The following is a 14,443-nucleotide window of genomic DNA, read 5'->3' as shown; positions in this document are numbered from 1 at the left end:
ATCGCCCGTTCCCCTCGAGTCCATCCCATGAATTTCCTCGGGCCACGTTTCATCGTTCTGTACGTGCTGATCCTGTTCACGCTCTGCGTGTTGCTGGTGCATCTGCGCGGCCGCTCGCGCCTGCGCTTCGACCGCCAGCTCGTCGACCATTCGGCCATCTTCGCGCCGTACAACCTCTTGATGTACGCCTTCTCGGCCGTGCCTGCGCGACCCATCCTCGACCGCAGCGGGTTCCCCCAACTCGACCTGCTGCAGACGAACTGGCAGAAAATTCGCGAGGAAGCCCTGCACCTGTTCGACGAAGGCTTCATCCGCTCCGCGGAGAAACACAACGACGCCTCGTTCAATTCGTTCTTCAAGCAAGGCTGGAAGCGCTTCTACCTCAAGTGGTACGGCGAGCCGCTCGCCTCCGCCGAAGCCCTGTGTCCCGAAACAGTGAAGCTGCTCAACGCCATCCCCAGCGTGAAGGCCGCGATGTTCGCGCTCCTTCCGCCAGGCAGCAAGCTCAATCCCCACCGCGACCCATTCGCGGGCTCGCTGCGTTACCACCTCGGCCTCATCACGCCGAACTCCGACGACTGCCGCATCTTCGTCGACGGCGAGATGCACGCGTGGCGCGACGGCAAGGACGTGGTGTTCGACGAGACGTATGTGCACTGGGCCGAGAACCGCACCGACCAGACTCGCGTGATCCTTTTTGCCGACGTCGAGCGCCCGCTGAAGAGCGGCCTGATGACCGCGATCAACAAGCGCGTGGGCGCGTTCATGGGTTCGATCACGGCGTCGCCGAACAGCGACGACGGCAAGGAACAGGTCGGCTTCGTCAATCGCATGTTCGCGCTCAACCAGCGCGGCCGCGAGCGTACGCGGCGGTTCAAGAAGGCGAACCCGAAGCTGTTTCGCGTGCTGAAGTACATCGGCATCGTGCTGCTGATCTGGCTTATCTTCCTCGCGCCTTACCCGTTCTTTCGTTGAGCCATAGCGAACCGGAAAGAGTCTTTCCACCAAGGAGTCGTCCATGAAGCACATGGTGTTCTGCCTGGGAATGCTCGCCGCGACGTTCACTGCCTCAGCTTCGCCGCCGCACGACGACATGCGAACGCTGGTTGACCGACTGGTCGACGACACGACGAAGGATTCCGCCAGCGAGGCGCGCGCCTTCGACCGGCTCATGCATCTCGGCAGCGCCGCCGTGCCTTACATCGTGGCCCGGCTGGGCGACGGCCGGCGCCTCCCCGAACAATCCATCTGGGTCAGGCGTCATGGACACGAGGATCGCCAATACCAGCCCTGGTACGTGCATGACGGCCTCGAAGCGGTGCTGAACGAACTCACCGGCGTCACCATGGGCCCACAGAACGGCCATCTGCTGAAGTCCCAGCGCGAGAAGAACACACGCAAGTGGGTGGCGTGGTGTGTGCAGCGCTATCCCATGCAGGCGGACGTGTGCCGGTCGGGGCGCACGTCGGATATGAAATAAACGGCTCCTTGTGGGAGCCGGCTGTGCCGGCGATCCCGCGGCAGCGGGCAATCCCGTCGCGAGCACCATCGCCGCTGAAGCGGCTCCCGCACAAAGCCGCCTAAAAAAAAGCCCCGCTCTTCGGCGGGGCTTTTCGTTGAAGCCGTTACGAGGGCTTACGCCGTGGCGCGAATCCGCTCCACGATGGCGTCGCCGAAGGTGTCGGTGGTGCCGGTGCCGCCCACGTCGGGCGTGGTGCGGTCGCGGGCATCCATTACGTCGCGGATGGCGCTGCGCAGGCGGGTGGCCTTGGCGACCATGTCGAGGTGGTCCAGCATGTCGGCGGCGGCGAGCAGCAGCGCGCAGGGATTGGCCTTCTTCTGGCCCGCAATGTCCGGCGCCGAGCCGTGCACGGCTTCGAAGATGGCCGCGTCCTTGCCGATGTTCGCGCCGGGCGCGAGACCGAGGCCGCCGACGAGACCGGCGCAAAGGTCGGAGAGGATGTCGCCGAACAGGTTGGTGGTGACGATCACGTCGAACTGGTACGGGTTCATCACCAGCTGCATGCAGGCGTTGTCCACGATCATCTCGCTGAATTCGAGATCGGGGTAATCCTTCGCCACTTCACGCGCCACGTCGAGGAACAGGCCCGACGAGGTCTTCATGATGTTCGCCTTGTGCACGGCCGTGACCTTCTTGCGGCCCTTCTTGCGCGCCATCTCGAAGCCGTAGCGGCAGATGCGTTCCATACCTGGGCGGGTATTGCGGATGACCGACACGGCCACCTCGTTCTCGCCCTCGCCCTCGCGCGTCTGGCCTTCGGCCATGTACGCGCCCATGGTGTTCTCGCGCACCGTGATGATGTCGATGTTCTCGTAGCGCGCCTTCGTGCCGGGGAAGCTGATGGCCGGACGCACGTTGGCGTAGAGGTCGAACTTGCGGCGCAGGGTAACGTTGATCGAAGTGAAGCCACCGCCGATCGGGGTGGTCAGCGGGCCCTTCAAGGCGACCTTGTGCTTCGCGATGGCATCGATCGTGGCCTGGGGAAGGAGATCGCCATGCTTTTCGAGCGCCACCACGCCGGCGTCCACGTAGTCGTAGGTGAGGCCGCAGTCGAGCGCGTCGAGGACGCGGATGGTCGCGTCCATGATCTCTGGGCCGATACCGTCGCCGGGAATCACGGCAATGGTCTTGCTCATGGGGGATACTCCTGAAGGGAAGCGAAGCGCGCGAATGGGACGCGGGCGGGGAGGAAAATCGCCCAATTATCGGCGATCCGCCCCGCTTCCTTCAAGGATCGGGCGCTTCAGGCGGCCGTATGGTCGGCGCAGGCGGCTGCGTCAGGCGAGGCCTCGCCATCCAGGGTGTCGAGGAAATCCACGGCGCGGCGCAGGTGCGGAATCACGATGGAGCCGCCCACCACCAGACCGACGCTGAATACCTCGAAGAACTCGTCGCGATTCACTCCGGCTTCCTTGCACTGGGCCACGTGGTAGCTGATGCAATCGTCGCAGCGGAGCACCATGGAAGCCACGAGACCCAGCATTTCCTTGGTCTTCACATCCAGCGCGCCCTCGCGGTAGGTCTGGGTGTCGAGCGCGAAAAAGCGCCGCACCACCTGATTGTCCTCGGCGAGGATCCGCTCGTTCATCCGCTTGCGGAACGCGGTGAATTCCTCCACGCGATCGCCGGCCATCAGTGCGTCGCCTCGAGGATCTGGGCCAGGCGGCCGCTGCGGTCGGCGGCGGCCAGGTCGTCGAACCCGCCCACGTGCGTGCCGTTGATGAAGATCTGGGGCACCGTGCGCCGGCCGCCGCTCTTTTCGAGCATGACGTCGCGTTGCGAGGGGTCGGAGTCGATCCGAACCTCGTTCCAGGCCAGGCCCTTGGCCTTCAGCAGGTTCTTGGCGGCCACGCAGTACGGGCAAACGGCGGTGGAATAGATGGTGATGTCGGGGGCGGACATGGGAAGGATTTCTCCAGTCGGAATGGGCGCAAGATGGCGATCGGGGCCCGATTTTGCAAGGCGGGCGAACCCGCGGGCGGCACCGTGGTCAAAGCCATCCCACCGTGCCGCCCGTGGAAGGCATCTCATCGTTTGGTGATGGTATCGTCGTTCGACCTATGCGCCCCTCCTTTCCCCGCCTTGCCCTCGCCGCCGCCATTGCCCTCGCGACCTTCGTCGCGGGAGCCCAGGATGCCGTCCGCCTGCCCGACCTGGGCAGTTCCGCCAACGCCCTGATCAGCCCTCGCGAGGCCGACCAGTACGGGGCGATGATGCTGCGCCAGATGCACGCGCTGGACATGACCGTCGACGACGCGCTGCTCGACCAGTACATCAACGACCTGGGCTACCGCCTGGTGGCCGCCAGCGACCGTCCGAAAGACCACTTCTCGTTCTTCATCGTGCGCGACGACCAGATCAACGCCTTTGCCGCCCCCGGCGGGTACATCGGCGTGAACTCCGGGCTGATCGACATCACCAGCAGCGAAAGCGAGCTGGCCGGCGTCATCGCGCACGAAATCGGCCACATCACCCAGAACCATCTCTACCGGGCGTTCGAGGACTCCAAGAAGAACGCCCCGCTCATGGCGCTGGTGCTGCTTGGCGCCATCGCCGCCGGCGCAGGCGGCGGTGCCGGTGACGCAGCCCCGGCCGTGCTCATGGGTGGCCAGGGCCTGCTGCTGCAGCGGCAGATCAACTTCACCCGCAAGGACGAGGTCGAGGCCGATCGCGTCGGCATCCAGACCCTCGCCAACGCCGGTTTCGACCCGAACGCCATGGCGGGGTTCTTCGGCCGCATGCAGGACACGCTCCGCGTCGGCGAAGGCGAGGAGGCCCTGCCCGCCCTGCTCCAGACGCACCCCGTCACCCTGGCCCGTATCAGCGATGCCAAGGCGCGGGCCCGTGTGCTGGAGGAGCGCCAGGCCAACAAACCCCGCCTGCCCACGATCGACAAGGCCACCTGGGAAAAGAGCACCGCGCCGGTGCTCTTCGTTAAAGACCCGACCACCCTCGTGAGCCCCGCCTCGAACGCCCCCAAGGAAAGCGTGGGCGACACGTATGCCCTGATGCGCGAACGGGTGCGCGTGCTGTCCGGCGACGCACGAAAGCTCGCCGGCTACTACGCCACGAACCTCAAGCGGAAAGATTTCGACACCGCCGCGAACCGCTACGGCTACGCGCTCGCCCTGATCCGCAGCAGCCAGGGGGCCCTGGCGGTCCAGCAACTCCAGCCGCTGCTGGCCAGCCAGCCGGGCAACGTGGTGATCCGCCTGGCGATGGCCGACGCCTACGAGGACGCCGGCCGGCACGGCGACGCCATGGCCATCTACAAGGCGCTGCACGACAACTCGCCCCGGAACCGGGCGGTGGCACTGGGCTACGCGCGGGCGCTCGCGAACAGTGGCCGGATCGACGATGCCCGCACCGCCACATCCCTGCTCCGCCCGCTGCTCGACGACAGCGACGATCCCGAGATATTCCGCACGTTCGCCCGGGCCAGCGAACGCTCGGGAGACACCGTGCGGGCCGCCGAAGCCTACGCCGACAGTGCCTACCTCTCCGGCCGCCCCTTCGACGCCATGGAGCAGCTGCGTCGGCTGCTCAAGCGCGACGACCTCGATTATTACCAGCGGTCGCGCATCCAGGCCCGCATCAGCGATCTCACTCCCCTCCTCCTGGAGCTCCGGAAGAAGCGGGTGGCGACCGACGACAACCCGGACGGCCGGAGCCAGTAGCCACCGGCGCCCGCCCGCAGGGCGGGTCATCCCCATTCCCGCCAATGTGACGATTGTCATTGCCGTGTAACACAGCACGGCTGCAATATGACCGTCACAGCCAACGAATGGTCACAGCGTGCATAAGCGCATCCTCATCGTGGAAGACGAAGCATCGATTCGCGACATGGTCGCCTTCGCGCTTCGCAAGGCGGGCATGGACGCGGCGCACGCCGCCGACGCCCGCGCCGCACAGATGGCCATCTCGGAGCGGGTCCCGGACCTCATCCTGCTCGACTGGATGCTGCCCGGCACGAGCGGGCTGGAACTGGCCCGACGCCTCCGCCGGGAAGAGCTTTCCCGGGAAATCCCCATCATCATGCTCACCGCCCGCGGCGAAGAGATGGACCGGGTGAACGGCCTGGAGGCCGGCGTCGACGACTACGTGATCAAGCCGTTCTCCACCCGGGAACTCATCGCCCGCATCAAGGCGGTGCTGCGCCGCAGCCAGGGCGACGACGGTTCCGGCGTGGTCGAACTGGGCGGGCTGCGCATCGACGGCCCCGCGCACCGCGTATTCGCGGGCGAGGACGCCGTACCCATCGGGCCCACGGAATACCGCCTGCTCTTCTTCTTCATGACCCACCCGGAGCGCGTGTACTCGCGCGCCCAGCTCCTGGACCACGTGTGGGGCGGCAGCGTTTACGTGGAGGAACGCACGGTGGACGTGCACATTCGCCGCCTCCGCAAGACGCTGGAACCCTGGAAGCTGGACGACATGGTGCAGACCGTTCGCGGCGCCGGGTACCGGTTCTCGTCGAACACCTAGGCGCGCACCTGGGCTTTCGCGGGCCAGCCGCGCTATGGTGGGTGACACCAGACCGTCACCGGCATACCGCATGACCGAGCGCTCCACCACCACCTGGCGATTGCCCGCCGCCTGCGCCGCACTGCTCGTGCTGGGCGGCACCGTAGGCGCACTCGCGGGTTCGGCTTCTTCCGGCATCGCCGTGGTCGCCGTGGCGCAAACCGTCGTGTTGCTGTCGCTGTTCCGTCACAAGGCGCGGCCAATGTTGCATTCGTCCGCCACGCCCCATCCTGAGCATGACCGTCTGATGACTCGCACCCGCCGAATCGCCTCCCGCCTGCGCGACCTGCGCAGTGCGGCCGGCACCCTCCCCGACGCCGTGGTGCTCCTCGACCATGGGCTGCACATCCGCTGGTTCAATCACGCCGCGGAAGACCTGCTCGGCCTGAAAGCGCCCCGCGACCGCGGCCGCTCGATCGCGGAACTGCTGCGCAACTCCGAACTGTCCGAATGGCTGGCCGACGGCGCGCGCGAGCCGTTGAACGACGTCACCGCGCCGGGTCACCCCAACCGGCACGTCACCGCCACGCTGCTGCCCTTCGGAAGCCGGCAGCGCCTGTTGCTCGCCCGCGACACCAGCCATCTCACCCGGCTGGAACAGATCCGCCGCGACTTTGTCGCCAACGTGTCGCACGAGCTGCGCACGCCGCTTACCGTGATACACGGTTACCTCGAACTGCTCGACCCGGAAGACGTCCCCGAACTGGCCCCCGTGCTCGACGAGATGCGTGCGCAATCCAAGCGCATGGGACAGATCGTGGAAGACCTGCTCACCTTGTCGCGTCTGGAGACGCAGGACCACGTGGCCGAGGAACACGTGCAGATGCCGCCGCTGCTGGCCAGCCTGCGCAAGGAGGCGGAGGCGCTGAGCCAGGGGCGGCACACCGTCACCCTGGACATCGCGACTTCTTACGACCTGCTCGGTTCGCCGAAGGACCTGCACAGTGCGTTCTCGAACCTGGTGAGCAACGCCGTGCGTTACACCCCCACGGGTGGCCGCATCGCCATTCGCTGGGCGGAGGTCGAGGGCGGCGCACGGTTCTCCGTGCACGATTCCGGGTTCGGCATTCCCGCCGCGCACATCGCCCGGCTCACCGAGCGCTTCTATCGGGTCTCCTCCAGCCGCTCCCGCGACTCGGGCGGCACAGGCCTCGGCCTGTCGATCGTGAAGCACGTGCTCAACCTGCACCAGGCGCGCCTGTCGATCGAGAGCGAGCCGGGCAAGGGCTCCACCTTCGCCTGCGTTTTCGGTAGCGAGCGGCTGCTGGACGGCACGCGGCTGCAGGACGTTGCCGGCCTCCACCCCTGATGGCTTGCTGCGTCGCCACTTTCCCGCACGATCGCCGATGAGCCACCATCGGCACCCATGAGCGAATCAGTGGAACGCATGAGCAAGACCGTGGACCTCGGCGCCCCCGAGCTGTACATCAACCGCGAACTGGCAGCACTGGAATTCAACTTCCGCGTGCTCGCCCAGGCCCGCGATCCGGACGTGCCGGTGCTCGAACGGCTGCGCTATCTCACCATCGTCAGCAACAACCTCGACGAATACTTCGAGGTGCGTGTGGCGGTGCTGAAGCACAAGCACACGCTGGGAGCGGCCGTGCCCGGTGCCGACGGCCTCACATCCGGCGAAATCCTGGCGCGGATCCGCGAACGGGCGCTGGCCCTGGTCGCCGAGATCTTCGACACCTGGCGCGAGCAACTTCTTCCCGCCATGGAAGCCGAGGGCATCCGCTTCCTTACCCAAGAGGGCTGGAGCGACAAACAGCGGCGCTGGCTGCAAGGCTATTTCCAGAACGAGGTGATGCCGGTGCTGTCGCCCCTGGGCCTCGATCCGGCGCATCCGTTTCCCCGCATTCTCAACAAGACACTGAACCTCGCGGTGGTGCTCAAGGGCCGCGACGCCTTCGGCCGGGAGGGCCATATGGCGCTGGTACGGGCGCCGCGATCTCTCCCCCGCATCATCCGCCTGCCCGCCGAGGTCTCCGGCGGCGACGGCGACTTCGTCTTCCTTGCCGAAGTGCTGCAGGCGTTCGCCGATGAGATTTTTCCTGGGTTCCAGGTGTGCGCCACCTATCAGTTCCGGGTCACCCGCAACAGCGAACTGGTGGTGGAAGAAGCCGAGGTCGAGAACCTGGCGCGCGCGCTCAAGGAAGAACTGGCGGGACGCGGCTACGCGCGTCCCGTGCGCCTGGAGGTCGGGGCCGACTGCCCGCGCGCCATCACCGAGATGCTCATCGCGAACTTCGAGCTCGAGGAAACCGACGTCTATCGCTGCGAGGGCCCCGTCAACATCATTCGCGCCGGCGTGATCTACGATCAGGTCGACCGGCCGGAACTGAAGTTCCCGCGTTTCACGCCGCGGCTTTCGCCCGCATTCGAAAAAGGCCTGAACGAGTTCGACGTGCTTGGCACGCGCGACGTGCTGCTGCACCATCCCTACGAGTCTTTCGCTTCGGTGGTCGAACTGCTTCGACGCGCGGTGGACGATCCGGGTGTGCTCGCGATCAAGCAGACACTGTACCGCGCGGGAAAGGATTCGCCCCTGGTCGACCTGCTGGTGGAAGCCGCCCGCAACGGAAAAGACGTCACCGTGGTGGTCGAACTGCGGGCCCGCTTCGACGAGGAAGCCAACATCGGCCTGGCCAACCGCCTGCAGGAAGCGGGCGTGCAGGTGGTGTACGGCGTGGTGGGCTATAAGACACACGCGAAGATGCTGCTGATCGTGCGCCGTGAAGGCGGCACCCTTCGCCGCTATGTCCACCTGTCCACCGGCAACTACCACCAAGGCAACAGCCGCGGCTATACCGACATCGGCCTGATGACGGCGAACCCGGAAATCGGCGAGGACATCCACAAGGTGTTCCAGCAGCTTTCCGGCCTGGGACCGATGATCCAGTTGAAGCGCCTGCTGCATTCGCCCTTCACGCTCTACTCCAGCGTCATGGGCAAGATCGAGCGGGAAACCGAACACGCGCGCAACGGGCGCCCGGGCCGCATCGTCGCGAAGTTGAATGCGCTCAACGAGGCGCACGTGGTCGAGGCGCTGTACCGCGCGTCGATGGCTGGCGTGCAGATCGACCTCATCATTCGCGGCGCGTGCACGTTGCGGCCCGGCATCCCGGGCGTGTCGGAGAACATCAGGGTGCGCTCCATCGTGGGGCGCTTCCTGGAGCACAGCCGCGTGTACTGGTTCGGCAACGACGGCTCGCCGGAGCTGTACTGCGCCAGCGCCGACTGGATGGAACGCAACCTCATGCGGCGCATCGAGGTCGGCGTGCCCATTCTGGAGCCCGAACTCGCGCGCCGCGTCTATGAGGAAACGCTGGAAAACTACCTGCGCGACAACACGCAGGCGTGGTTACTGGGCAGCGATGGACGCTATACCCGCAGCCATCCGGCCAAGGGCGAGGTGCCGCATTCGGCACAGCAGGCCCTGCTAGCGGCCTATAGCGCGTGAAGCGCCGCGTCCTTCTGCTGTCGGTGTCGGCAGGCGCGGGACATGTCCGCGCCGCGCAAGCGCTGGAAGCAGCCGTGTCGTCGCTGGCAGCCGAGGGACACGATGTCGAGGCCCGCCACCTCGACGTCATGGATTACGTGCCGGCCAGCTTCCGTCGCATCTACGCGGACTTCTACCTGCGCCTCATCACCAGGCATCCGCAGTTGTGGGGAATGCTCTACCGCATCACCGACGACACGCATCCCGATGCGCTCACCCAGCGCATGCGCCGTACGATCGAACGGCTGCACACGCGCCGCCTGCGCGCCGCCATTGCCCATTTCGCGCCGCATGCGATCGTCTGCACGCATTTCCTTCCCGCCGAACTGCTCGCCCGGCAGATTCGCAAGGGCCGCGTCGACGTGCCCGTGTGGTTGCAGGTCACCGATTTCGATCTGCATCGCATGTGGGTCATTCCCGGCATGACGGGCTACTTCGCCGCCAGCGAGGAAATCGCCCAACGCATGCGGGCCGTGGGCCTTCCGGAGACCCGCGTACATACCACCGGGATACCGGTGATGCCCGCCTTCGCAGGCCCGCACGACCGCCACGCATTGGCGACGGAATTCGGCATCGATCCGGCTCGGCCCGCGTATCTCATGATGGGCGGCGGTGCCGGCGTCGGTGCGCTGGATCGGCTCGCGGAATCGCTGCTCTCGTCCGGCGGCGACTTCCAGCTGGTGGTTCTTGCCGGCCGCAATGCGGCGATGCTCGAGCGCCTGCGTGCCCTGGCCGCGTCCCGCTATCGGGGGCGCCTTTTCCCCCAGGGTTATACACAGCACGTCGACCGCCTGATGGCCTGCTGCGACCTGGCCATCACCAAGCCCGGGGGCCTTACCACGTCGGAATGCCTCGCGATGGGTCTGCCCATGATCGTCAACGCGCCCATCCCAGGCCAGGAAGAACGGAATGCCGACTACCTCATGGAACAGGGCGCGGCATGGAAGGCCATCGACAGCGTGTCGCTGGCCTGGCGCATCGGCCGGCTGCACGCGGAGCCGGAGCGCCTGGCGGCGATGGCGGCGAACGCACGCGCCATCGGCCGGCCTCACGCGGCGCGCGACGTGATCGCCACAGTCCTGGGTCACATGGGCCACGCATGAGCCATTCCCCGCGTCGCCGCATCGTCGCCGCCTTGGCGACCGCTCTCTTCACGCTTGTCCTCGCCTTCTTCTTCGCCCACGTGGAGATCGAGATCGAGGGTCCGCACGGCTGGGCCACCAGCCTGCCTACCTGGCGCGTGGAGAACCACTGGCTGCTGGATCTGTTCTGGGGCGGACGGGCGATGACGGGCTACCACGCCTGGGTATTTCCGTTCATCGCGCTCTTTTTCCATTTCCCCATGGTGTTTCGCGGGTTCTGGAGCTGGCGCGCGCAAGTGCGGGCGATCGCCTGCGTGATGCTGTTCTGGGTGGCCGAGGACGGACTCTGGTTCGTGCTCAATCCGGCCTTCGGACTGGCACGCTTCAATCCCGTGGACGTGCCGTGGCACCGCCACTGGTGGGGGCCCGCGCCAACGGATTACTGGGTCTTCGGCTTCCTCTGCATCCTGCTGTTCGTGCTTTCGGCGATGCCGAAGTCCCGCCCTGTGAAGGGTTCCTCCTGATCGCCCTTGTAGGAGCGCGCCCTGCGCGCGACATGTTTTCGGGCCAGTACCCAAGCTTGCGCGCCAGCGCCGGGGCACGGCCTCAAAACATGTCGCGCGCAGGGCGCGCTCCTACACACTCTAGGTCAGCCATGACAGAATTCGCCGATGGCATCGACAGGTAAATCGCAGATCAACGAAGGCGAGCTCCTCGCCGCGGTGGATCTAGGTTCCAACAGCTTCCACATGGTGGTGGCGCGTTACGAACACGGCGAACCCCGTGTCATCGACCGACTGCGCGATTCCGTGCGCATGGCCGTCGGCCTGCGACCGGACGGCACGCTGGACGCCAGCCACAGGGCCGCTGCGCTTGCCAGTCTCGCGCGCTTCGGCCAGCGCATCGCGGGCATTCCCGCCCTGCACGTGCGCGCCGTGGCCACCAACACGGTGCGCCGCCTGGCCGCCCCGCACGCCTTCCTCTCCGCCGCCGAGGCCGCCCTGGGGCATCCGGTGGAAATCGTGTCCGGCCGCGAGGAAGGCCGCCTGATCTTCCTCGGCGCGGCGCACGACCTGCCCGCGTCGCGCGACCACCGGCTGGTGATCGACATCGGCGGTGGCAGCACCGAATTCATCGTCGGGCGCGGTACCTCGCCCATCCTCACCGAGAGCGTGCAGGTCGGCTGCATCGCCAGCACCATGCGTTTCTTTCCCGGTGGCAAGATCACGCGCAAGCGCTGGTTGCGCGCGCGCCGCGAGATCGGCGTGCTGCTCCAGCAGTTCTCCGAGGACTATCGCGAAGCCGGCTGGGCGGACGCCTACGGCTCCTCCGGTACCGCAAAGGCCATTGGCGCGGTCGTGCGCGCCATGAAGCTCTCCGACGACGGCATCACGCCGGAATCGCTGGCGGCGGTGCGCGAGGCCCTGATCGAGCAAGGCTCGTCCGACGTCCTCAAATTGCCCGGGCTGGCCGAGGATCGGGCCGCGGTGTTCGCCGGCGGCGTGGCGATCTTCGAAGCCGCCTTCGACGCCTTGGGCATCGACAGGCTGCGTGTCTCGGAAAGCTCCATGCGGGAAGGACTGCTCTGGGATCTCATCGGCCGTTCCGCGGGTACCGACCCGCGCATGGCCAGCATCGACTCGCTCGCAGCCCGCTATGGCGTGGATCGCGCACAGGCGCGACGTGTGGAAACCACCGCCCTGGCCCTGTTCGACCAGCTGGCCAAGGTATGGAAGCTCGACGACGATGCGCGCGAGTGGTTGTCGTGGGCCGCGCGGGTGCACGAACTCGGCCTCGCCATCGCGCACAGCCAGCACCACCGCCATGGCGCGTACATCCTGCGCAACGCCGACCTCGCGGGTTTCTCTCGCCAGGAACAGCAGCTGCTCGCGGCCATCGTCGAGTTGCACCGGCGCAAGCCGGAGAAGTCGGTCATCTCGGCGCTGCCGGCGCGCTATCGCATGCTGGCCCGGCACATCACGGCCATCCTCCGCCTTGCCGTGCTGTTCCGGCGGGCGCGCCGGGCCGAAGCGCTGCCGCGTATCCGTGTCGTGGCCACCCGGCAGCGCCTGCGGCTGTCGCTGCCCGCCGACTGGCTCGACCAGCATCCGCTCACGGAGGCCGACCTGGAGCAGGAGCGCGAACCGCTGGCGGAACTAGGGCTGGAACTCGAGATCGTCACCGAATGAGCGGGATACGTCCGGCAAAGGGGCGTATCATCACGTGGATGTTTCGACGTAACGACCGGTTGCCCATGTTAAGAGCCGTACTCGCCAGCGCCCTTCTCGCCCTGCCCGCTGCCCTCATGGCGCAGCAGGCCGCCAAGCCGGCAGCCCCGGCCCCTGCCGCGGTCGAGCATCCGAAAGTGGTGATGCACACGAGCCAGGGGGAATTCACCCTCGAGCTGTACCCGGAAAAAGCGCCCAAGAGCGTCGCCAACTTCCTCCAGTACGTGCGTGACGGTTTCTACGACGGCACCGTGTTCCATCGCGTGGTGAATGGCTACATGGTGCAGGGCGGCCTTTACAGTCGCGACCTCACGCAGCGCCGTACCCGTGCCGCCATTCCGAGCGAAGCCGACAACGGTCTGTCGAACCTGCGCGGCACGGTGGCCGTCGCCCGCGGCACCGACCCCAACTCCGGCACGTCGCAGTTCTTCGTCAATCTCGTCGACAACCGCCGGCTCGATTACGTCGGCAACCAGAGCAGCCTGACCTGGGGCTTCGCGGTGTTCGGCAAGGTCGTGTCCGGCATGGACACCATCGACAAGATCGCGGCCCTGCCGACGCGTGCCCAGGGCCCGTTCGTCGGCGATGTACCGAATCCGCTGGTCGTCATCGAGTCGGCCAACGTGGTCGGCGAAGAGAAAGCCGCACCGGCCCGCTCATCCACGGCGGCCCCGACCGCGCAGCCGGCGGCGCCCGGCAAGGGCCAGAAGAAAGCTTCCACGCCGCCGAAGGCCGCATGAGCACGCTCTTCATCGCGGATCTGCACCTCGACGAGGCGCGGCCGGACATCACCGCGCTGTTCGAGCGGTTCCTCGCATCGGACGAAGCCCGCACGGCCCGCGCCTTCTACATCCTCGGCGACCTGGTCGAAGCGTGGATTGGCGACGACGACGATGCGGAGCTCCCCACCCGGATCGCGGCCGCCACACGTGGCCTGCACGACGCCGGTGTGCCCGTGTATTTCATGGTGGGCAACCGCGACTTCCTGCTCGGGCCGGCGTTCGCGGCGCGCGCGGGCATGACCTTGCTCGACGACGGCACAGTGCACGACATCGAAGGCAAGCCCACGCTGCTGATGCACGGCGACGTGCTCTGCACCGACGATATCGAATACCAGGCCGTGCGGGCGCAAGTGCGCACCGAGGCCTGGAAGGCGCAGATACTCGCCATGCCGCTGGAGGCCCGCCGGGCCTTCGCCGCGAAGGCGCGCAGCGACAGCAAGTCACGCACCGGCCGCACAGACGAGACGATCATGGACGTGAACCAGGGCGCCGTCGAGAACGCCATGCGACAGGCCGGCGTGCAGCGGCTGGTGCATGGGCACACGCACCGCCCGGCGATCCACGATTTCGCGCTGGACGGCGCGAACGCACAGCGCATCGTGCTGGGCGACTGGTTCGACCATGGTTCGGTGTTGCGCATCGACGGGCCTTCGGTCGAACTGCGCGGGCTGACGCTCGGAGACCTTCCCAAGGAAGAGTAGGCATGCTTTGTGTGGGAGCCGCTTTCAGCGGCGATGGGTGCTCGCGACAACCTTGCCCGCTGCCGCGGGGTCGCCGGCATAGCCGGCTCCCACAGAGATAGC

The 14,443-nt window shown here is 66.8% G+C and carries 14 protein-coding genes; 11 read left to right on the top strand and 3 right to left on the bottom strand.

The window, feature by feature from the left end; translation table 11 throughout:
* The first annotated feature begins 51 nt into the window (after positions 1 to 51).
* Both HBF26_RS18720 and HBF26_RS18715 read left to right on the top strand, forming a co-directional pair.
* On the top strand, positions 52 to 975 hold the full coding sequence (locus HBF26_RS18720) for an aspartyl/asparaginyl beta-hydroxylase domain-containing protein (RefSeq protein ID WP_425483011.1): 924 nt from the start codon (positions 52 to 54) through the stop codon (positions 973 to 975).
* Positions 976 to 1,018: 43 nt separating this feature from the next.
* Positions 1,019 to 1,480 carry a hypothetical protein gene (locus HBF26_RS18715; RefSeq protein WP_167129635.1) on the top strand — a complete coding sequence of 154 codons (462 nt, stop codon included), beginning with the start codon at positions 1,019 to 1,021 and terminating at the stop codon, positions 1,478 to 1,480.
* Positions 1,481 to 1,635: 155 nt separating this feature from the next.
* Here the strand turns inward: HBF26_RS18715 and HBF26_RS18710 are convergent, their stop codons facing one another.
* From HBF26_RS18710 to grxC, 3 genes are all read right to left on the bottom strand, one after another.
* Positions 1,636 to 2,658: an isocitrate dehydrogenase gene (locus tag HBF26_RS18710; protein ID WP_167023135.1), complete on the bottom strand. Its 1,023-nt coding sequence runs from the start codon at positions 2,656 to 2,658 to the stop codon at positions 1,636 to 1,638.
* A 107-nt stretch (positions 2,659 to 2,765) separates the two neighbouring features.
* Positions 2,766 to 3,155 carry a carboxymuconolactone decarboxylase family protein gene (locus tag HBF26_RS18705; RefSeq protein ID WP_167129633.1) on the bottom strand — a complete coding sequence of 130 codons (390 nt, stop codon included), beginning with the start codon at positions 3,153 to 3,155 and terminating at the stop codon, positions 2,766 to 2,768.
* Positions 3,155 to 3,424, bottom strand: coding sequence for a glutaredoxin 3 (gene grxC / locus HBF26_RS18700; RefSeq protein ID WP_167129631.1), 270 nt, complete (start codon positions 3,422 to 3,424; stop codon positions 3,155 to 3,157). Before grxC ends, HBF26_RS18705 begins: the two co-directional genes overlap by 1 nt.
* A gap of 158 nt (positions 3,425 to 3,582) precedes the next feature.
* On the opposite strand from grxC, the gene HBF26_RS18695 reads away from it, so the two are divergent.
* The 9 genes from HBF26_RS18695 to HBF26_RS18655 all read left to right on the top strand — a co-directional run bounded on the left by HBF26_RS18695 (position 3,583) and on the right by HBF26_RS18655 (position 14,341).
* On the top strand, positions 3,583 to 5,199 hold the full coding sequence (locus HBF26_RS18695; protein ID WP_167129629.1) for a M48 family metalloprotease: 1,617 nt from the start codon (positions 3,583 to 3,585) through the stop codon (positions 5,197 to 5,199).
* 118 nt (positions 5,200 to 5,317) lie between these two features.
* A complete protein-coding gene (gene phoB / locus HBF26_RS18690) occupies positions 5,318 to 6,007 on the top strand; it encodes a phosphate regulon transcriptional regulator PhoB (RefSeq protein WP_166698972.1) in 690 nt (229 codons plus the stop codon).
* A gap of 241 nt (positions 6,008 to 6,248) precedes the next feature.
* On the top strand, positions 6,249 to 7,355 hold the full coding sequence (gene phoR, locus HBF26_RS18685) for a phosphate regulon sensor histidine kinase PhoR (protein WP_240151429.1): 1,107 nt from the start codon (positions 6,249 to 6,251) through the stop codon (positions 7,353 to 7,355).
* 78 nt (positions 7,356 to 7,433) lie between these two features.
* Positions 7,434 to 9,509 carry a polyphosphate kinase 1 gene (gene ppk1 / locus HBF26_RS18680; RefSeq protein ID WP_338039708.1) on the top strand — a complete coding sequence of 692 codons (2,076 nt, stop codon included), beginning with the start codon at positions 7,434 to 7,436 and terminating at the stop codon, positions 9,507 to 9,509.
* A complete protein-coding gene (locus HBF26_RS18675) occupies positions 9,506 to 10,651 on the top strand; it encodes an MGDG synthase family glycosyltransferase (RefSeq protein ID WP_167129623.1) in 1,146 nt (381 codons plus the stop codon). The genes ppk1 and HBF26_RS18675 overlap by 4 nt, the downstream gene beginning before the upstream one ends.
* Positions 10,648 to 11,154: a hypothetical protein gene (locus HBF26_RS18670; protein WP_167129621.1), complete on the top strand. Its 507-nt coding sequence runs from the start codon at positions 10,648 to 10,650 to the stop codon at positions 11,152 to 11,154. Before HBF26_RS18675 ends, HBF26_RS18670 begins: the two co-directional genes overlap by 4 nt.
* A gap of 147 nt (positions 11,155 to 11,301) precedes the next feature.
* Positions 11,302 to 12,819: a Ppx/GppA phosphatase family protein gene (locus tag HBF26_RS18665; protein WP_167129619.1), complete on the top strand. Its 1,518-nt coding sequence runs from the start codon at positions 11,302 to 11,304 to the stop codon at positions 12,817 to 12,819.
* A gap of 65 nt (positions 12,820 to 12,884) precedes the next feature.
* A complete protein-coding gene (locus HBF26_RS18660; protein ID WP_167129617.1) occupies positions 12,885 to 13,598 on the top strand; it encodes a peptidylprolyl isomerase in 714 nt (237 codons plus the stop codon).
* Positions 13,595 to 14,341: a UDP-2,3-diacylglucosamine diphosphatase gene (locus HBF26_RS18655; protein ID WP_167129615.1), complete on the top strand. Its 747-nt coding sequence runs from the start codon at positions 13,595 to 13,597 to the stop codon at positions 14,339 to 14,341. The genes HBF26_RS18660 and HBF26_RS18655 overlap by 4 nt, the downstream gene beginning before the upstream one ends.
* The last annotated feature ends 102 nt before the right edge of the window (positions 14,342 to 14,443 follow it).

The sequence above is a fragment of the Luteibacter jiangsuensis genome, from assembly GCF_011742555.1.
Classification (GTDB): Bacteria; Pseudomonadota; Gammaproteobacteria; order Xanthomonadales; family Rhodanobacteraceae; genus Luteibacter; species Luteibacter jiangsuensis.
This window is presented reverse-complemented; position numbering and strand designations above follow the sequence as displayed.